Origin of the sequence: Pseudomonas sp. CCI1.1, assembly GCF_034348165.1 — a bacterium.
GTDB classification, from domain to species: domain Bacteria; phylum Pseudomonadota; class Gammaproteobacteria; order Pseudomonadales; family Pseudomonadaceae; genus Aquipseudomonas; species Aquipseudomonas paracarnis.
On the sequence record NZ_CP133780.1, the window covers coordinates 4847324 to 4866271 of the forward strand.

Sequence of the window (18948 nt, forward strand, 5' to 3'; positions counted from 1 at the left end):
AAATGCGAGTATGTAAAAAAAATGGTAAGCGGTAAAAAAACTGGACTTTAATCGCTTAAGTGAATTTTTTCTGGAAAAGCTCGCCCTGCCAACAGTCGGATACGCTCATCTGTGTGAGGCGCTCGATCTAAAGGTTATCGCACCCTCCCTCCCGAAATGATGGACCGCGCCATCCAGTGGGCTTACCTGCACGAAACCCGCGATTCATTTGCCATCGAAAAAGAACAACCCAGCGAAGAAAAATCCCGTCGCTTCGTTCAACTCCTGCGCCAGGCCCACGAAGGCCGTTTGCTCACCGAAGACTACTTGGTCGAGCTGCAAAACAGCACAGTCTCCAACCCCTTCGACAAAGCCGTCGCGTTTCGCCACGAACAGAACCATCTGCACAACGGGCTGCGCGGCGCAACCGGTGTGAGCTACGTACCGCCAGCCCCCGCGCTTTGCCAGGAATTGATGGAAGAGCTGATGGCCTTCGCCAACCAGCCCGTTCGAGACGTCGATCCTTTGGTTGCGGCCGCGGTCACCGCTTTCGGTTTCGTCTTCCTGCACCCGTTCATGGACGGTAATGGGCGCCTGTCTCGCTTCCTGATTCACCAGACGCTTTGCCACTACGGCGCACTGAAAAATGGTTTGCTGCTACCGGTTTCTGTCGCCATGAAGCATGAAGAGCAAGCCTACCTGCAAGCGCTGAAAACCTTTTCCCAGCCAACCCGTGAGTTCTGGAACGTCACCTGGCTGGATGCGGACCACATGGCGTTCGACTTCATCGGCCACCCCTCGATCTATCGCTACTGGGATGCGACCCGCTGCGTCGAATTCACCCTGCAAATGGCCCGCCGAGCCCTGGAAGTGGAACTGCGCGAAGAAACCGAATTCCTCGACCGTTATGACCAAGTGATCAAAGCGGTGAACCAACGCTACGACGTGCGCGGCAGCGATCTGTCGAAGCTGGTGATGATGTGCCTAGATAACGGTGGGAAGCTTTCCAAGCATCGGCGTAAGCAGTTTCAATACAGCGTGGCGGATGATGTGTTTGGGTTTATTGAGGAGGAGAGCTTGAGGTTGATGGGCGAGTAAGAGGTGATCCCGACACTTCGTGAAAGATGGGAAATGTCTTATTTCTCTAGGTGAAACGGACTATCAGATGCTGCAGACGTTTTTTCTTATCAAAGGGATATCGCCTATTGATGAGTGGGTGCGACTAATTCCGCGCGGAAGACTACGTCGTCTGGGCGGACAGGCTGAGCAGCAAGCATGAAGCCGACGCTGACCTAATGTGGGAGCGGGCTTGCCCGCGAAGGCGGCGTGTCAGTCACTGAATATTCAACTGAACCACCGCTTTCGCAGGCAAGCCAGCTCCCACATTTTGTTTGTCGCATGGCGAACGCGCATCCCACCACTCATCTGCGAAATTGTTTCAAAACTTGACGGCAAATCCTTCTTCCACCATATTGATAGTTAGCAAACTAACTGTATGCGAACTATCCAGTGCCTCAATCCCTCGAACAACTCCAGATGAGCCTCAGCAGCAGCATGGTGGTGGGCGCCCGTAATTGGCGCAAAATCTGCCAGACCACGCTGGTCAGCTATGGCATCTCCGAAGCCTGCGCCGTGCCGTTGTTGATGATCGGTCGCTTGGGCGACGGCGTGCACCAGGTCAAGGTCGCCCAGGCCTCCGGTATGGAAAGCCCATCACTGGTGCGCCTGCTCGACCGGCTGTGCGGTGACGGTTACGTCTGCCGCACCGAAGACATCCACGACCGCCGCGCCAAGGCCCTGAGCCTTACCGAGCGTGGCCGTGAGTTGGTGCAGGCGGTGGAAGCGCAACTGGTGCGCCTGCGCAAAGACGTGTTGGCAGATATCGCCCCTGACGATCTGCAAGCCGCACTGCGCGTACTGCGCGCCTTCGAAGCGGCTGAGGCTGTGTCGTCTTGAACGGATTTTTTACCGGCTTCCCGCCTGCCCGCGATTGGTTCTACGGGGTGCGTACCTTCGCCGCGTCGATGATCGCGCTGTACATCGCCATGCTCATGCAAATGCCGCGTCCGTACTGGGCGATGGCCACGGTGTATATCGTCTCCAGCCCGTTTGTCGGCCCTACCAGTTCCAAAGCCCTGTACCGCGCCATCGGCACCTTGATGGGCGCGGCGGCGGCGGTGCTGTTTGTGCCGATGTTCGTGCAGTCACCCTACATTCTGGTGGTGGTGATTGCGCTGTGGACGGGCACCTTGCTGTTCTTGTCCATGCACCTGCGCACCGCGAATAACTATGCCCTGATGCTGGCCGGCTACACCTTGCCGCTGATTGCCCTGCCGGTGGTGGATAACCCTTTGGCGGTCTGGGATGTGGCGGAGGCGCGTACCGAAGAAATCTTCCTCGGCATTGCGGTCGCGGCGGTGGTGGGCGCGATGTTCTGGCCCCGGCGCCTGATGCCGGTGTTCGATGGCTCGGTGGCCAAGTGGTTCAGCGACGCCCAGGTCTACAGCCAGCGCTTTCTCAGCCGCAAGGTCGACCCCGAAGAAGTCAGCAACCTGCGCGGCGGCATGGTCGCCACTTTCAATACCCTCGAATTGATGATCGGCCAACTGCCCCACGAAGGCGCGCGCCCGCAGACAGTACGCAACACCAAGGAACTGCGCGGGCGCATGATTCACCTGCTGCCAGTGATCGACGCTCTGGATGATGCGGTGTACGCCATCGAGCACCGTGCGCCGGAGTTTCTCGACCAGCTCACGCCGTTATTGGAAGCGGCCAGCGCCTGGCTGCAAAGCACTACCGAACAAGCGCCCCTGGAACGCTGGCGCGTATTGCGTGACAAGATCGACGCCGCTCAACCCCAGGGCGAAGCGCTGGATGACCGTCATACGTTGCTGTTCTCCAACGCCCTGTACCGCCTGGGCGAATGGGTCGATTTGTGGCAAGACTGCCGCAGCCTGCAAGCCGCCATCCAATGTGAAAGTCAGGACACCTGGCGCGCCGTTTACCGGCACTGGCGCCTGGGCCGGCTCACGCCGTTCCTCGACCGTGGGCTGATGTTCTACTCGGCGTTTTCCACCGTCACCGCAATCATTGTCGCGTCGGTATTGTGGATTCTGTTGGGCTGGACCGACGGCGGCAGCGCCGTGATCCTTGCCGCTGTGGCGTGCAGCTTTTTCGCCTCGATGGACGACCCTGCACCGCAGATCTATCGGTTCTTTTTCTGGACCGCCATGTCGGTGCTGTTCGCCAGCCTGTATCTGTTTCTGGTGCTGCCCAACCTGCATGATTTCCCCATGCTGGTGCTGGCCTTCGCCGTGCCGTTTATTTGCATCGGTACCCTCACGGTGCAGCCACGGTTTTACCTGGGCATGTTGCTGACGCTGGTGAACACCTCATCGTTCATCAGCATCCAGGGCGCTTATGACGCGGACTTTCTCAACTTCGCCAACGTCAACCTGGCCGGGCCCGTGGGTCTGCTGTTCGCGTTCGTTTGGACCTTGATCGCCCGACCCTTCGGCGCCGAACTGGCGGCCAAGCGCCTCACCCGTTTCAGCTGGCGCGACATCGTCAGCCTCACCGAGCCCGCCACCCTGGCCGAGCACCGGCATATGGCCGTACAAATGCTCGACCGCCTGATGCAACACCTGCCGCGCCTGGCGCTCACCGGCCAGGACACCGGCATCGCCCTGCGCGACCTGCGCGTGGCGCTGAACCTGCTCGACCTGCTGGCCTACTCGCCACGCATCCTCGGTGTGCCACGGGTGTTGCTCAACCAGGTGGTGGAAGGCGTGGGCGGTTACTTCAAGGCCTGCCTGAAGGCGGGTGAACGCTTGCCCGCGCCCAGCGGTCTGCTGATGACCCTGGACCGCACGCGTCGCGCCCTCAACGGCCAGGGCCTGCAAGACGAAGACGACACCCGCCTGCACCTGCTGCACGCCTTGGCCGGCCTGCGCCTGGCGCTGTTGCCCGGGGTGGAGTTCATTGGCGGTACAGAAATGGAAGCGCCGTTACCTGATGGAGCGCCTTTATGATCGGTGACCTGGATATCAGCGGGGTATTCCTGCCCACGCTGCTGGTGCTGATGGGCATTACTTATGTGTTGTTTCTGGTGGTGCACGGGCTGTTGACGCGCATGCACTTCTATCGCCTGGTCTGGCACCGGGCATTGTTCAATGTGGGGCTCTACGCGCTGTTGCTGGGCGCGGTGGACTCACTCAGTCGATATTTGATGACATGAAAAAACCTTTTTTGACTATCGGCCGTGTCGTCCTGACGTTGTTGATCGTGAGTTTCGCGGTCGTCGTTGTGTGGCGCATGGTCATGTACTACATGTTTGCGCCCTGGACCCGTGACGGCCACATCCGTGCCGACATCGTGCAGATCGCCCCGGACGTGTCCGGGCTGATCCAGCGCGTGGACGTGCGCGACAACCAGTTGGTGACCAAGGGCCAGGTGCTCTTCGCCGTCGACCAGGACCGCTTCAAGCTGGCCCTGCGCCAAGCCCAGGCCGCCGTGGCCGACCGCCAGGAAACCCTGGCCCAGGCCCAGCGCGAGTACAAGCGTAACCGGGGCCTTGGCAACCTGGTGCCCAGCGAGCAACTGGAAGAGAGCCAGTCCCGCGTCGCCCGCGCCCAATCGGCCCTGGCCGAAGCCCAAGTGACAGTCGACTCCGCCCAACTCAACCTCGACCGCTCGGTGATCCGCAGCCCCGTGGACGGCTACGTCAACGACCGCGCACCGCGTACCCAGGAGTTCGTCACCGCCGGGCGCCCGGTGCTATCGGTGGTGGACAGCAATTCCTTCCACATCGACGGCTATTTCGAAGAGACCAAGCTCGACGGCATTCACGTAGGCATGGGTGTGGATATCCGTGTGATCGGCGACAACGCGCGCCTGCATGGCCACGTGCAGAGTATCGTCGCCGGTATCGAAGACCGCGACCGCAGCAGCGGCTCCAATCTGTTGCCCAACGTTAACCCGGCGTTCAGTTGGGTGCGCCTGGCCCAGCGGATCCCCGTGCGCATTGCCTTCGATGACGTGCCGGCGGACTTTCGCATGATCGCCGGGCGCACGGCGACGGTGTCGATCATTGACGACAAAGTTAAAGACGGGGGCAAACCATGAAGCGGCTTCTGGCAACCGCTTCCCTGGGGTTGTTGCTGTCGGCCTGCCAAGTAGTAGGCCCGGATTACAAACTGCCGGAGCAGGCTGCGGTCAACCGTGGCGACCTCCAAGGGCCGATCATGGGCGAAGGCAAAAATGTAGTCTCGGCGCCAGTGCCAGCGGATTGGTGGAAGCTGTACAAAGACCCGCGCCTGGACGAACTGGTGCGCCAGGCCATGGCCTCCAACACCGACCTGCGCGTGGCCGCCGCCAATCTGCAGCGCTCGCGTTACCAGGTGCAGCAGGCCGAATCCGCTGGCGGCTGGAGTGCCGGCGTCAAGGCCGAGGCCCAGCGTTTGCAGGAGTCTGGAGAGGCCTTCTTGCTGCCGGACAAAGTCCCGGTGGGCAATATCGGTAGCGTCGGGATTACCACGTCCTATCAATTCGACCTGTTCGGCACCTTGCAGCGTGGCATCGAAAGCGCCCAGGCCAGCGCCGACGCCACCCAGGCTGCGGCGGATATCGCCCGCATCACCCTGGTGGCCGATGTGGTGCGCTCCTATACCCAGGTGTGCGCGGCCAACGAAGAGCTGGCGATTGCCAACGAGTCCCTCGACCTGCAAGCCCAGAGCACCAAACTGACCCAGCGCCTGCGGGATGCCGGGCGCGGCGACGAAACCCAGGTGACTCGCTCGCAAACCCAATACAAATCCCTGCGCGCCGACATACCGCGCTATGAAGCCTCGCGTCAGGCGGCGCTGTTCCGGCTGTCGATGTTGCTGGCCAAACCGGTCGACCAACTGCCAGCCGGCACGGGCACCTGCGCTGAGCTGCCGCATATCGCTCAACTGCTGCCGGTAGGCGATGGCGCCACGCTGCTCAAGCGCCGCCCTGATGTGCGCCAGGCCGAACGCCAGCTGGCCGCCGCCACCGCACGCATCGGCGTGGCGACCGGCGCGTTGTACCCGGACATCAGCATCGGCGCCACGGTAGGCACCGTGGGCCTGCTGGAAAACCTTGGCACGCCTGCCACTAATCGCTGGGGCTTTGGCCCAATGATCAGCTGGACTGTACCGACCAACGGCGCCCGCGCCCGCGTGCATGAAGCCGAAGCCGCGACCCAGGGAGCCCTGGCCCACTTCGACGGCGTGGTGCTCAACGCCATCCGCGAAACCCAGACCGGCCTGGCCCAATACACCGCCGTGTTGCAACGCCGCGACGCCCTGGCCGACGCCGAACAGTCGGCCCGAGAAGCGGCGGGCCAGACCCACCGCTTCTTTCAGGCCGGCCGCGAATCCTTCCTGGCCGACCTGCAAGCCACGCGCACCTACACCGATATGCGTGCGCAATTGGCGGCGGCCAACACCCAGGTTGCCATGAGCCAGATCGACCTGTTCCTGGCCCTGGGCGGCGGTTGGGAAAGCGGACGAACGCAAGGGCAAAAACCCGGCAAACCGTGAGGTGATTGCTATGCTTTCTTGGGTGAGGCCCGCTGGCGCCTCACCCGACAAAGCTCGCGTTTGCTCATGGGGATTCCAAGAATGAAAAACCCTTATGCTCCCGCTTTCTGGTGCGTGCTCTTCGCACTGGTTTTGTTATCGGCCGCGTATTTTTACGGCGTCATGCTCGCCCATCAACTCGACAAGGCGATGGTGTTCCTCGACAGCGCCTGCCTGGTGATCGGCACTTTGTCCATCGGCGTGGTGGCCTGGGCGTCGTATCAAAACCAGCGGGTGAAGAAAAAACTCCTCGAGCAGGGCAAGACCCGCGTGGCGATCTGGGACACCAAGGTCGCCCTGCGCCGCGTCGAAACCGTGTTCGACCGCTATTTCTGGGGCAGTTACTGGCAGCCGGGGCGCACGTTCCAGGAAGTCATGGGCGACCTCACCGGCACGCCGCTGGAAAAAAGCCTCGAAGTCCTGAAAAAACAATGCGTGCTGCTTGACCGACAGGTTGCCGACGGTAGGCATTGGCTGGATAACGCGCGGGAATTGTCCGACGTGGCCACGCAAATGGCCCGCGAGCGCTACCAGCTGGATTTTTGCGACCCCAAGGCCGATACCCCCGGCAATGCCGTGATACACCGCGAGTTCGAGGTGTTGGTGTACACCTGGACCGCGCGCTTGAAGAGTTTTGATCACCAACTGGATGAAGTCGAACAAGAGTACTCCTGAACTCCTGCTGAACTGATCCCTCTGAAAGGCTGGGCCGTTTACGCCCGCCAGTGCTAATCTTCCCCCGTTTTCGGCGGGCTTGAGCCAATCCCCTCAGGGGTTCAAGGAAGACAGCCCACTTCTCACAGGATTTGATCAGGTCACTTCATGAATAAGCCAGCCGTTGTTTTCTTGGGTTTTGTTGTCGCCGTCGGCGCCGTCAGTGCGGGCGGTGCCTGGTACACCGGTAAACAACTGGAGCCGGTCCTGCAAACCGCTATCCAGAGCGCCAATAAAGAACTGCAGACCTCCATGGCCGGCGTCGATGGTAGCGTGACCCTGGAGCTGGTGTCCCTGGACCGTGGCGTGTTCAGCAGCACCGCGCACTATCGCCTCAAGGGCCAAGGCAGCGTGTTCGGCGAAGACAACCCGAACCCCGAATTGCTGTTCGTCGACCATATCGAACACGGCCCGCTGCCGTTCTCGCGCCTGGTGACCCTCAAGTGGTTGCCGGTCATGGCCACCAGTCACTACGAACTGGAAAAGAACCCCACCACCGAAAAATGGTTCGCCGCCAGCAAAGACGTGTCGCCGCTCAAAGGCGTGGCGAATATCGGCTACAGCCGTTCGGTCAGCGGCAACATCGAGTTGCTGCCGCTGGAATTCAAGGATGACACCTCCTCGGTGAGCTTCTCCGGCGCCAACCTGGAATTCGACAGCAGCGCCGAAGGCCAGAAGGTCAAGGCTGATGGCTTCATGAACAGCCTCAAGGTCGCGGCGATCGATGCCAATGGCGCACCGTTCGAAGCGGAACTGGCTGGCCTGACCGTCGCCAGCAACCTTGAAAAGTCCACCTTTGGCTTCTACACCGGCCAGAACACTGTGGAGCTGACCGACACCAAGGTCACCTTCGGTCCGCAGAAAGCCGTGCTGACCCTCAAGGGCTTCGAGCAGAAAGATTCCACCCAAGCCAAGGACAACAACCTGGCCGGTCGCGTCGACTACAAAATCGACGAGATCGGTTACCAGGGCAAGCCGGTCGGCTCGGCGGCCATGGCTGTGAGCATGAAGAACGTCGACATCCCGGCGATGCTGGTGCTGACCAAGCTCTACCAGGACAAAATGCAACCGGTGCAAGCCGCTGCCGCTGCCGGCCAACCGGTACCGGAACTGCAATTGACCGAAGCCGAGCAGGCCCTGGCCGAAGCCAACGTCAACCAGGTATTGGCTGCCAAGCCGCAACTGGCGGTGGAAAACCTGTCGCTGAAAACCACCCACGGCGAAAGCAAGTTCAACCTGGTGGTCGACCTGGCCAAGCCAACGTCGATGGAGCTGCCGCCGGTTGAGCTGGGCAAGCAGATGATTGCGCTGCTCGATGCCAACCTGACCCTGTCCAAGCCGATGATCAGCGACGTGGCCGCCCTGCAAGCCCAGGTCGGCGGCGTGACTGACCCCAAAGCCATCGAGCAGCAATCGCAGATGGCGGCCGAGATGGTCAGCGGCATGGCCGTCGGCACCCAAATGGCAACCCTGGTGGGCACCGATGTGGTTTCCAAGCTGCACTACGCCAATAACGAAGTGACTTTCAACGGCCAGAAAATGACCGTTGAGCAGTTCCTCAGCTTTGTGATGTCCAAGGCCGGTGCGGTCAGCGGCGCCCAGTAAGCGCTGAAAATGCAGTAAAAAATGTGGGAGCTGGCTTGTGTGGGAGATTCTATGGTTGAGGGGCAACCCTCAACCAACCTTTGGCTGATATTCGCTTTGCCCTTTCAGTAGAGCGAATACCACCCGAGCAAGCTTGCGAGCCAATATTACCAACGCTTGAGTGGTGCTATAGCCTCGTGCCCTCTGTGCTTGATAAAACGCTTTCCATGTCTCTGTTCGGCTAGCCGCCATCGCGGCGTTATGCAGCAGGCGCCGGGCCTCTGAGTCGCCGCGCTTACTTAAACTACGACGACCATCTTTCTGTCCTGACTTGTTGACGCGCAAATCCATACCAAGAAAGGCGATAAACGCGTCTGAATTCCTGAATTCTCCCCGTTGGAAGGTGGCAATCAAGCGCGCGCCAGTCAAAAAGCCGATGCCTTCGACCTTCAAGCAACGCTTCAACTGCCCCAGCAAACCTGCCTCTTTCAGGCAATCACTGATCATCTTTTCAATTAACCCTTCAAGTCTCTGCATCGACTTCACCTGCTCGGCAAACGAGGCCTTAAGCAGTGGTTCATTCGCCCAGCTTTGCGTCAGGCTGACGCGCGCCTGAACCAAGGCTGCGCGCCGACGAAACAGGCTTAGAAGGTGGCGATACAGCGGCGATGGCGGTGTCCAGGGACGCAGTTCGTCTGCCTCCTTTCTCAAATAGCGGGCGAGCAACTGGGCATCCAAAGCATCGGTCTTGGCCCGGATCTTCAAACTTTCGCGGTAATGCTTGAGCTCATAACCTCCAACCATGTAAACCACGCAACCAGCTTCATGGGCTAGATCGGCAAACTCCAAGTGGTAGATGTTGGTGGCTTCAATTGCGATGGCCACTTTGCAGGACAGCGTTTTCAGCCATTTTTTGATAGCAGCTTTGTTGTTTGCGATCGTTTCCAGTAGATCGGCTTCAGCGTGATAAATCACCAGCTCATTCTTAGCGACATCAACGCCTACGATCGGCTTTGAGACAGAAACTGGCATTGCCATGGGGGCTTCCTCCGGGCTATGTTTTTGAGCACTTGAAGGGCTCACCCAGAGGCGCAGGCTTGTTCCTATCGTCGGTCATAGCCAGATGCATTCTTTATCGGCGCTTGGGTGAAAGGAGGAGGGGTGAAATCTCCCACGGTCTGTACTGCGTCAACAGTCAGAATCGGGCTTCGTCCCTTCTCCTCCCTTCAAGTCCTAGCATACAAGCTGGCTTGCCTGCGATAGCATCGCCCCGGTCTGGCTGAACGACCGCGGTGCCTGCATCGCGGGCAAGCCCGGCTCCCACACAAACCCGGCTCCCACATTCGTTTTGTGTGAGGGCAAAAAATCGCGCTCGCACAATTCTGAACAATTGTTCTGAATTGCACTTCCCCCTACTTCGCTAAGAGATAGTTCCTACAGGAAAGCTAGGTCGGGTCCCGAGACGCCGACACCCTGATGCGTTTCGCTCAGGATCACCTATCGTTAAGGCTTTCCGTGTGTAAGGAAGCTCACGATATGCTGCGAAACCACCCCTACAGTGCCTCCGGCCGGTTGCGTCTGCTTATCGGGGCCGCCCTGTGCAGCCAGTTGCTGGTTCCAGGCCTTGCGTTTGCCGACCCAGCCTACGACGCCCTGATCATCCAGGCCCGCAACGGCCACTTCACGCCGGCGCTGACCCAACTGCGTCAACTCTCCGCCGAACGCCAGACCCCAGGCCAGGTCAGCGACCACCTGGTGATCGCCGGCTGGGCCGGGCAAGACGCAGAAGTGCTTAAGGTGTACGAGGCGCAAGGCAAGCATCGCAACCTCACCACCCAGGCACTCGCCACGGTGGCGCGCACTTATCGCAATCAAAAGCAGTGGGCTCAGGCCGAAGCGGTCTATCGCCAGGCGTTGCTGCGTGAACCCCATAACGTCGACCTGCAACTGGGCCAGGCCCTCACCCAGGCCGATGGCGGCAAAGCCAACGAGGCGGTGCAACGCCTGCGCACGCTGGTGGCGGCCCAACCCAATGACCCCAACCGCCGCATGGCCCTGGGGTATGCGCTGACACGTGCCGGTTTGAACTACGACGCGCTATTCGAATTCGACCAAGCCTTTATCCGCGCCGGTGACAAGCCCGAAGTGGCCCGTGAATACATCGTTGCCCTGCAAAAGGCGCGGCTGCCGGAGCCAGCACTGCGCCTCTCGGCCAAGCGCCCGGGGTTGGTGGACGCCGTCACCCAGCGCCGCCTCGAAGGCGACCTTGCCGCCGAGCGTGTGCGCATGGCCGAGTTCGCCACGCGTACAGAAAAAGAACGCTACGTCATCGCAGACCGTGCCCTGCAGGACTACGACAAACTGATCAGCCGCTGGGCTCCCGACGCCACAGCCAAGGACGATGTCATCCGCTGGCGCATCGACCGCCTGGGTGCGCTCAAGGCGCGAGCGCGGCATGCCGAGGTGATCCGCGATTACCAAACCCTCACCAGCGAAGGCGTGCAACTGCCCACCTACGCCTTGCGTTGGGTCGCCGGCTCTTACCTGGAACAGCGCCAGCCGGAAAAGGCCGAGCCGTTGTACCGCCAGGTACTCACCGCCCCTGACACCGACGCCAGCTATCGGGTCGATGACAGCACGGCGCTGTTCTACGCCTTGTTGGAAAGCGACAAGGTCGAAGAGGCCCGCCAGGTCGCCAACAACCTGGCCAAGGAGCAAAACCCCCGCGTTGAGCTCAAGGGCTTGCCCATTGGTAACCCCAATGACAACTGGATGGACGCCCAACAATTATCCGCCCAGGCCGGTACCTATGGCGGTGACCTGCCCGGTAGCGAGGCCAGCCTGGAAGCCCTGGTGGCCAAGGCACCGGGCAACGTGGGTCTGCGCCTGGCCCAGGCCGACATGTACCGCGCCCGCGACTGGCCGCGCCGCGCCGAAGGCACGCTCAAGGAAACCGAAACGCAGGCCCCCCGCGACATCGGCCTGGAAGTCTCCCAAGCCTATACCGCCATGGACTTGCAAGAATGGCGGCAGATGGACGCGCTCACCGACGACGTGCTCGCCCGCAACCCGGACAACCGTCAGGTGCAGCGCCTGAGCCGCCTGCGCGATGTGCACGACATGGCCGAGCTGCGTGTCGAAGCCTACACCGGCAAAAGCTACGGTGGCGGCAATAACAACGACGCCGGTGCCGTCTCCGGCAGCCGAGACTGGGGCATTGAAAGCGTGATCTACACGCCGCCCATCGACGAAGACTGGCGCCTGTTCGCTGGTGCCGGCTATGCCACCGCCGACTTCCAGGAAGGCACTGGCCAACATCGCTGGCAGCGCGTGGGCGTGGAGCGTCGCACCCGTGACATGACCATCGAAGCCGAAGTGTCCAACCATTCCTATGGCGACGGTTCCAAGCAAGGCGCCAGCGTGTCGATTGCCCGCGACATCAACGACCACTGGCAATACGGCGGCAGCCTCGGCTATTTGCTCAGCACCACGCCGTTGCGGGCCCTGAATGACGGCGTCACAGCCAACGGCGGCAGCGGTTTTATCCGCTGGCGCGCCAACGAAAGCCGCGAGTGGAAACTGACCCTCAGCCCGTCCCATTTCAGCGACGGCAACGATCGCTTCGAAGCCTTGCTCACCGGCCGCGAAGGCCTATACAGCTCGCCCCATGTGCAAGTGGACCTGGGCCTGGAAGTGGGCGCCAGCCGCAACAGCAAGGAAGACACCGTGTACTTCAACCCGAAGTCGGACTTCACGGTGTTGCCCATGATCAACGTCAATCACGTGCTCTATCACCGCTACGAAACCCAGTGGAGTCAGCAGTTCCAAATCGGCGCGGGTACCTACAGCCAGCGTGACTACTCCACCGGCGGTATCGGCCTGATTGGCTACGGCCAACGCTATCGCTGGAACGACGTACTGGAAATGGGCGCCAACCTCAGCCTGATCAGCCGACCTTATGACGGTGATCGCGAACGCGATCTGCGCCTGCTCGTCGACCTCACTTACCGTTTCTAAAAGAGCCTGACCATGACCGTCCTCAGCCGTTGCTTGTTGGTCCTGGGTGTAATGCTGGCCGCCGCCTGCGCCCAACAACCCGCGCCCTACACTCCACCCGCCGAACGGCCGATAGCGCCCAACGAAGCGCCGTGGCCGAAGAACCACTTCCTGGGCATTGCCTATCACGACGTAGAGGATCGCGACCCCGATCAAGCCGTGGTGGCGGTGCGCACCGAGCGTTTGATCGAGCAGCTGGCGTGGCTGCGGGAGAATGGCTACCAGGCGGTCAGCGTCGATCAGATCCTGGCGGCCCGGCGCGGCGGCCCGGCATTGCCACCCAAGGCGGTGATGCTCAGCTTCGATGACGGTTATTCCAGCTTCTACACCCGCGTGATGCCGATTCTGCGTGCCTACCACTGGCCTGCATTGCTGGCACCGGTGGGGTCCTGGATCGACACGCCGTTGAACCAACCGGTGGATTTTGCCGGTACGCCACGACCACGGGGAGAGTTCCTGACGTGGCAGCAGATTCGTGAAGTGTCCCAGTCTGGCCTGGTGGAAATCGCCGCTCACACCGACGCCAATCACAAGGGCATCCTGGCCAACCCCCAGGGCAACCTGGAACCGGCCGCCACCACGCGAAGTTTTGATCCCAAGACCAACGGCTACGAAAGCGAAGCGCAGTTCCAGGCGCGTATGCGGGCTGACGTCGCCGCGATTTCGAACAAAATCCGTACCGTCACCGGCAAGGCACCGCGTGTGTGGGTGTGGCCGTATGGGGCGGCCGATGGCACCTCGTTGGCGGTAGTCGGCGAGCACGGCTACGAGATGGCGCTGACCCTGGAAGACGGGCTCGACGACCTCGGCAACCTGATGAACAGCCCGCGCTTTCTGGTGGCCTCCGACCCGGACGGTGAACACTTTGCCAACAGCATGGTGGCCGTGCAGACCAAAGCGCCGATGCGCGTGCTGCACGTAGACCTGGACAACGTGTACGACCCCGACCCGGCCCAACAGGCGCGCAACCTCGACGTGCTGGTTCAGCGCGTGGTGGACATGGGCGCCGGCACCGTCTTCCTGCAAGCCTTTGCCGACCCCAAGGGCGACGGCCTGGTGCATTCGCTGTACTTCCCCAACCGCCATCTGCCGATGCGTGCTGACCTGTTCAACCGGGTTGCCTGGCAATTGCACACCCGCGCCCATGCCAGTGTGTACGCCTGGATGCCGGTGCTGAGTTTTGCCCTCGACCCCAAGCTGCCGCGTGTCACCCGCTGGGACCCGAAAACCGGCCAAGTCGGCCCCGACCCGGATCAATACAAACGCCTGTCGCCATTTGACCCCAAGGTGCGGCAGGTCATCGGTGAGATCTACCAAGACCTGGCGCGTGTAGGGCCGATTGACGGCATCCTCTACCACGATGATGCGGTGTTCAACGACTTCGAAGACGCCAGCCCCGCAGCGCTCAAGGCCTACGCGGCCCAAGGTTTGCCGGACAGCATCGCGGCCCTGCGTGCCGACCCTGCCGTGATGCAGCGCTGGACCCGTTTCAAAAGCCGTTACCTGATCGACTTCACCCATGAGCTGACCGCCAAGGTCCGCGCCATCCGTGGCCCGCAGGTGCTGACGGCGCGCAATATCTTCGCCGAGCCCATGCTCAACCCTGGCAGCGAAACCTGGTTCGCGCAGAACCTCGATGATTTCCTCCAGGCCTACGACTGGACCGCGCCGATGGCCATGCCGTTGATGGAAGGCCAGGAAGTGAAAACCTCCAACGCCTGGCTGGAAAAACTCATCGCCACGGTCAAGACGCGCCCCGGCGCGATGCAAAAAACCATCTTCGAATTGCAAGCCAAAGACTGGCGCACCCAGGCCGCACCGGATATCAGCGCTGAGCAATTGGCAGAGTGGATGGGTGTACTCAAACGCCAGGGCGTCACCAGTTTCGGCTACTACCCGGACAACTTCCTGGAAAACTCCCCGGACTTGAAGACCATCCGTCCGGCCCTCTCCAACCAATGGAACCCTTGATCATGGTTGACAGAATCCTGGCTCTATTCGTGTTGGCACTGGTACTGGGCTTGCCCCTGGGCCTGATATTCCTGGTGACCGGGCAGTTCCTGATGGACTTCGTGTTCTTCTACCCGCTGTTCATGTCGGCGCTGTGGATCGCCGGTGGCCTGTATTTCTGGCTGCACTGGGAACGCCACTGGCCGTGGGAAGAAGACACGCCGGCGCCGACCCTGGCCGGCGAGCCGCTGATCTCGATCATCATCCCTTGCTACAACGAGGGCGATAACGTCGCCGACACCATTGATGCGGCCCTCGGCCAGGTGTACCCGAACATCGAAGTGATCGCGGTCAACGATGGCTCCAGCGACAACACCGCCGCAGTACTCGATGCCCTTGCGTTGCAACACCCGCGCCTGCGCGTGCTGCACCTGGCGCAGAACCAGGGCAAAGCCGTGGCCCTGCGCATGGGCGCCGTGGCCGCCCGCAGCGAATACCTGGTGTGCATCGACGGCGATGCCTTGCTCGACAAAAACGCGGCCGCCTACATGGTCGCGCCGATGCTCGACAACCCACGCCTGGGCGCCGTCACCGGCAACCCGCGCATTCGTACCCGCTCGACCCTGATCGGCCGAGTGCAGGTCGGCGAGTTCTCCTCGATCATCGGTTTGATCAAGCGTACCCAGCGGGTATTCGGTCGGATCTTCACGGTCTCCGGTGTGGTGGTGGCGTTTCGCAAGAAGGCCCTGGACCGCATCGACTACTGGAGCACCGACATGATCACCGAGGACATCGATGTCAGTTGGAAGCTGCAACTCGATCACTGGGCGATCTTCTACGAGCCGCGCGCGCTGTGCTGGATCCTCATGCCCGAAACCGTCGGTGGCCTGTGGAAACAACGCCTGCGTTGGGCCCAGGGCGGCGCCGAAGTGCTGTTCAAGAACATCCGTGGCATTTGGCAATGGCGCCACCGCTACCTGTGGCCGCTGCTGTTCGAGTACTGCCTGTCCACCGGCTGGGCCTTCACCTTCCTGCTGTCGGTGGTCTTCTGGGCCGTGGGTAAATTCGTCACGCTACCGGCGGCGATCACCGTGAGCTCTTTGGTGCCGCCCGCGTTCACCGGGCTGGTGCTGGCGATGGTGTGCCTGCTGCAGTTTGCGGTGAGCATCCTGATCGACCGGCGCTACGAAAAAGACCTGTGGAAAACCCTGTTCTGGACCGTGTGGTACCCGATGGTGTTCTGGCTGGTCAGCCTGCTCACCACGCTGGTCAGCTTTCCCAAGGTGTTGTTCAACCAGCATCAGAAACGCGCACGCTGGGTCAGCCCGGACCGCGGTATCAAACCTGCACAAGAGGAGGCGTGATCATGAAACTGGTCAGAACTCGCCAAAACACACTGATGTGGATCGTCGATGTGCTGCTGACCCTGCTGGCCTGGGGTGGGTTGATCTGGTTGCTGGCGCGAGGCATCAGCGCCATGCTTGAAACCCATGGCGGCCCGCGCATCGAGGCGCCTATCTTTGCTGCGCTCAACACCTTGCAGGTTTACCTGTGGATCGCGCTGTTCAATGCGGTGATCCTGATCAGTTGGGCACGTTATCAGCAGCATCGCGGGCGCAAATTCGCCCAGCGCCGCGCCGAGGCCAATGCGCTGAGCGACCAGCACCTGAGTGAAAGTTTCAACTTGGGCGATGGCGACCTCGAACAACTGCGCCGCCCCGGCGTGCTGGTGATCCACAACGACGAAGAAGGCGGCGTCGAAGAAGTGAAATCCCATGTCTCCCGCGACGTCGAACGCCCCGGCCTGACCCTGGTACCCGACAAAGACAAGGGCATTGGCTAGACCTAAGCGAACGCAATGCCCAAAGCAATGAAGACCCAATGTGGGAGCTGGCTTGCCTGCGAAAGCGATAGTGCAGTAACAGTTGCAGTGACTGACACACCGCCTTCGCGGGCAAGGCCGCTCCCACAGGTAGTATTTCCACCCATGGGTTGCAGTGGTTCACTCCTCTTGTTGGAATTCCGATAAATGGGATCCAATTCACAAAACCCCCGCGAACTTTTCCCCCTTCTCCGGTACTAACCTAACTCGACGAACACCTGATGGCTAAATAATGGCAGTCGGAAAGTCATTCGTCGAATCGCCATCAAAACAGTTGCCGCTTGTCGGAATAATCACCGTAAGTGCCCGACTTAAACCCTTTTGATGAAAAATTATTATTAATAATCAACAGGTTAGAAAACTAATCAGTCGAGCGGCCCCACTTCGCCGTTTCTAGGCGAGCTGGAAGTTCGATGTTAGTTTCGCGGCCCTTGATTTTCGATGGATCGAACATGTCTTCGTTATTGCCATGGACCCGGTTATTGCTCTGCACCCTCGTGCTCACCTGCATGGGCCTGAACAGTGCATCCGCCTCCCCCACGCCTGGCGATCAGGACTTGATCCGCGACCGGCAGAACCGCCTGCTCGAAGAGCAGCAGCGGCGCCTCCAGGAGCTTCAGGACCTGCCCGGCAAAGCGGACAAGCCCCAAGCCCCGGCAACCCCGGCCGACACCCGTTGCTTCCCGATCAAAACCATCGAACTCAAAGGCGCCGACAGCCTGCCGGCGCCCGACCGCGAGCGCTTGCTCAAGCCCTACATCGGCCAGTGCCTGGGCGTGTCCCAGCTGAACGACCTGCTCAAAACCATCACCGACTACTACCTCGGCAAAGGCCGCGTCACCAGCCGTGCCTACCTGCCGCAGCAAGACCTCTCCACCGGCCATCTGCAAGTGCTGGTGGTGGAAGGCAAACTCGAAGCGTTGCGCAGCGCCGAAGGCAGCACGGTGACCGACCGCGAACTGGCCATGGCCTTTCCCGGCAAAGTCGGTGAAGCATTGAACCTGCGTGAAATCGAGCAACTGGTGGACCAGCTCAACCGCCTGCCGTCCAAACAAGCGCAGATGGAACTCACCCCCGGCCAGCAAATCGGCGGCAGCGACGTGGTGGTCAAGAACACCGCGCAAAAGCCCTGGCGCGCCAGCCTGTCGCGCAACAACGACGGGCAGAAAAGCACTGGCGAACAGCAATGGGGCGCTGGCCTTGAGTGGGACAGCCCACTGGGCCTGGGTGACCAACTGATGCTGCGCGGCGGCCACGACGCCATCAGCGACCACCAGAAAACCTCGAAAAACACCATGCTCTACTACAACCTGCCCTGGGGCTGGTGGAACTTCAGCTACACCTACAGCGAAAGCGACTACCGCACCTACGGCGTCACCGACGGCTTCAAATACAAGCAGGACGGCGACAACCAGAACCACCAACTGCGCGCCGAGCGGGTGATCCATCGCGACGACGTCAGCAAGACCTCGGTCAACGTCGGCCTGGCGCACCTGCGCACCAACAACTACATCCTCGACGTGCGCACCGCGCCCAGCAGCAACCGCCTCAGCGAACTGCAACTGGGCGTCAACCACGGTCGGCGCATCGGCAGTGCCTTCGTCAACCTGGACCTGGGCATGCAAAGCGGCATCGGCCTGCTCGACGCCCAGGCCCAGGACGAGCGTGACCCAGCAGGCCGTCGCCAGCCGAACTCGCGCTACCGCAAATACACCGCCACCGTCAGCTACCTGCAACCCTTCAGCCTGTGGGGCGAGTCGTTCAGCTTCAGCAGTTTGGCCACCGGCCAACGCAGCGAAGACCCGCTGTTTTCGCCGCAGCGCATGAGCCTTGGCGGCTCGGCCTCGGTGCGCGGTTTCAAGGACCAGTTGCTGACCGGCGACAGCGGCGGCTACTGGCGCAACGAAGTGCGCTGGGCGCGCCCGGTGACCCTCGACTGGATGCGCCCAGCCTTCGCCGAGTACGGCGCCAGTGTCGGCTACGACCAGGGCGTGATCCGCAACGACCGCTACAACGACAACGTTCATGGCCGGGTGTCCAGCAACTCCCTGGAGCTGTTCGCCCGTGGCAAACACGTCAGCACCAGCGTGACCTTTGCCCATTCGTTAGAAAGACCCGGTGTGGTGACCGAGCGCGAAGCGCCGATCTATTTCCGCATGGATTTTTTCCTGTAATTCAACG

At 61.1% G+C, this 18948-nt stretch carries 13 protein-coding genes and 1 pseudogene; 13 read left to right on the forward strand and 1 reads right to left on the reverse strand.

Going from position 1 to position 18948, the window contains the following annotated elements; translation table 11 throughout:
• Nucleotides 1–141 precede the first annotated feature (141 nt).
• The 8 genes and pseudogenes from RHM69_RS21960 to RHM69_RS21995 all read left to right on the forward strand — a co-directional run.
• Nucleotides 142–1077: pseudogene (locus RHM69_RS21960) on the forward strand (Fic family protein); the annotation flags it as partial.
• A gap of 438 nt (nt 1078–1515) precedes the next feature.
• Entirely contained in the window at nt 1516–1935 is a 420-nt protein-coding gene (locus RHM69_RS21965) for a MarR family winged helix-turn-helix transcriptional regulator (RefSeq protein WP_003187465.1), read from the forward strand.
• Nucleotides 1932–4010, forward strand: coding sequence for an FUSC family protein (locus RHM69_RS21970; RefSeq protein ID WP_200601104.1), 2079 nt, complete (start codon nt 1932–1934; stop codon nt 4008–4010). The genes RHM69_RS21965 and RHM69_RS21970 overlap by 4 nt, the downstream gene beginning before the upstream one ends.
• Nucleotides 4007–4216, forward strand: a complete 210-nt coding sequence (locus RHM69_RS21975) for a DUF1656 domain-containing protein (protein ID WP_003187469.1) — start codon at nt 4007–4009, stop codon at nt 4214–4216. The genes RHM69_RS21970 and RHM69_RS21975 overlap by 4 nt, the downstream gene beginning before the upstream one ends.
• The gene (locus RHM69_RS21980) at nt 4213–5103 is read left to right on the forward strand and encodes an efflux RND transporter periplasmic adaptor subunit (protein ID WP_014716386.1); all 891 of its coding nucleotides are present in this window, start codon (nt 4213–4215) and stop codon (nt 5101–5103) included. Before RHM69_RS21975 ends, RHM69_RS21980 begins: the two co-directional genes overlap by 4 nt.
• Entirely contained in the window at nt 5100–6542 is a 1443-nt protein-coding gene (locus tag RHM69_RS21985) for an efflux transporter outer membrane subunit (RefSeq protein ID WP_014716387.1), read from the forward strand. The genes RHM69_RS21980 and RHM69_RS21985 overlap by 4 nt, the downstream gene beginning before the upstream one ends.
• A gap of 81 nt (nt 6543–6623) precedes the next feature.
• Entirely contained in the window at nt 6624–7256 is a 633-nt protein-coding gene (locus RHM69_RS21990) for a hypothetical protein (RefSeq protein ID WP_019819550.1), read from the forward strand.
• 147 nt (nt 7257–7403) lie between these two features.
• Entirely contained in the window at nt 7404–8900 is a 1497-nt protein-coding gene (locus RHM69_RS21995; protein WP_020302878.1) for a YdgA family protein, read from the forward strand.
• 69 nt (nt 8901–8969) lie between these two features.
• On the opposite strand, the gene RHM69_RS22000 is transcribed toward RHM69_RS21995, so the two are convergent.
• Nucleotides 8970–9911: an IS110 family transposase gene (locus RHM69_RS22000; RefSeq protein ID WP_397388902.1), complete on the reverse strand. Its 942-nt coding sequence runs from the start codon at nt 9909–9911 to the stop codon at nt 8970–8972.
• Between the two features lie 504 nt (nt 9912–10415).
• Between RHM69_RS22000 and pgaA the strand changes: the two genes are divergently transcribed.
• The 5 genes from pgaA (at nt 10416) to RHM69_RS22025 (ending at nt 18941) form a co-directional block, all read left to right on the forward strand.
• Nucleotides 10416–12896 carry a poly-beta-1,6 N-acetyl-D-glucosamine export porin PgaA gene (pgaA, locus tag RHM69_RS22005; RefSeq protein WP_019819552.1) on the forward strand — a complete coding sequence of 827 codons (2481 nt, stop codon included), beginning with the start codon at nt 10416–10418 and terminating at the stop codon, nt 12894–12896.
• A 12-nt stretch (nt 12897–12908) separates the two neighbouring features.
• The gene (gene pgaB / locus RHM69_RS22010; protein WP_014716390.1) at nt 12909–14906 is read left to right on the forward strand and encodes a poly-beta-1,6-N-acetyl-D-glucosamine N-deacetylase PgaB; all 1998 of its coding nucleotides are present in this window, start codon (nt 12909–12911) and stop codon (nt 14904–14906) included.
• Nucleotides 14907–14908: 2 nt separating this feature from the next.
• Nucleotides 14909–16249: a poly-beta-1,6-N-acetyl-D-glucosamine synthase gene (pgaC, locus tag RHM69_RS22015; RefSeq protein ID WP_020302876.1), complete on the forward strand. Its 1341-nt coding sequence runs from the start codon at nt 14909–14911 to the stop codon at nt 16247–16249.
• 2 nt (nt 16250–16251) lie between these two features.
• Nucleotides 16252–16728, forward strand: coding sequence for a poly-beta-1,6-N-acetyl-D-glucosamine biosynthesis protein PgaD (gene pgaD, locus RHM69_RS22020; protein ID WP_003187480.1), 477 nt, complete (start codon nt 16252–16254; stop codon nt 16726–16728).
• Nucleotides 16729–17219: 491 nt separating this feature from the next.
• Nucleotides 17220–18941: a ShlB/FhaC/HecB family hemolysin secretion/activation protein gene (locus RHM69_RS22025; RefSeq protein WP_200601140.1), complete on the forward strand. Its 1722-nt coding sequence runs from the start codon at nt 17220–17222 to the stop codon at nt 18939–18941.
• The last annotated feature ends 7 nt before the right edge of the window (nt 18942–18948 follow it).

Coding starts and splice junctions, on each gene's coding strand:
- pgaB (WP_014716390.1), top strand. CDS start 12,909: ATGACCGTCCTCAGCCGTTGCTTGTTGGTCCTGGGTGTAATGCTGGCC.
- RHM69_RS21995 (WP_020302878.1), top strand. CDS start 7,404: ATGAATAAGCCAGCCGTTGTTTTCTTGGGTTTTGTTGTCGCCGTCGGC.
- pgaA (WP_019819552.1), top strand. CDS start 10,416: ATGCTGCGAAACCACCCCTACAGTGCCTCCGGCCGGTTGCGTCTGCTT.
- RHM69_RS22025 (WP_200601140.1), top strand. CDS start 17,220: ATGTCTTCGTTATTGCCATGGACCCGGTTATTGCTCTGCACCCTCGTG.
- RHM69_RS21980 (WP_014716386.1), top strand. CDS start 4,213: ATGAAAAAACCTTTTTTGACTATCGGCCGTGTCGTCCTGACGTTGTTG.
- RHM69_RS21975 (WP_003187469.1), top strand. CDS start 4,007: ATGATCGGTGACCTGGATATCAGCGGGGTATTCCTGCCCACGCTGCTG.
- RHM69_RS21990 (WP_019819550.1), top strand. CDS start 6,624: ATGAAAAACCCTTATGCTCCCGCTTTCTGGTGCGTGCTCTTCGCACTG.
- RHM69_RS21965 (WP_003187465.1), top strand. CDS start 1,516: ATGAGCCTCAGCAGCAGCATGGTGGTGGGCGCCCGTAATTGGCGCAAA.
- pgaC (WP_020302876.1), top strand. CDS start 14,909: ATGGTTGACAGAATCCTGGCTCTATTCGTGTTGGCACTGGTACTGGGC.
- pgaD (WP_003187480.1), top strand. CDS start 16,252: ATGAAACTGGTCAGAACTCGCCAAAACACACTGATGTGGATCGTCGAT.
- RHM69_RS22000 (WP_397388902.1), bottom strand. CDS start 9,911: ATGCCAGTTTCTGTCTCAAAGCCGATCGTAGGCGTTGATGTCGCTAAG.
- RHM69_RS21985 (WP_014716387.1), top strand. CDS start 5,100: ATGAAGCGGCTTCTGGCAACCGCTTCCCTGGGGTTGTTGCTGTCGGCC.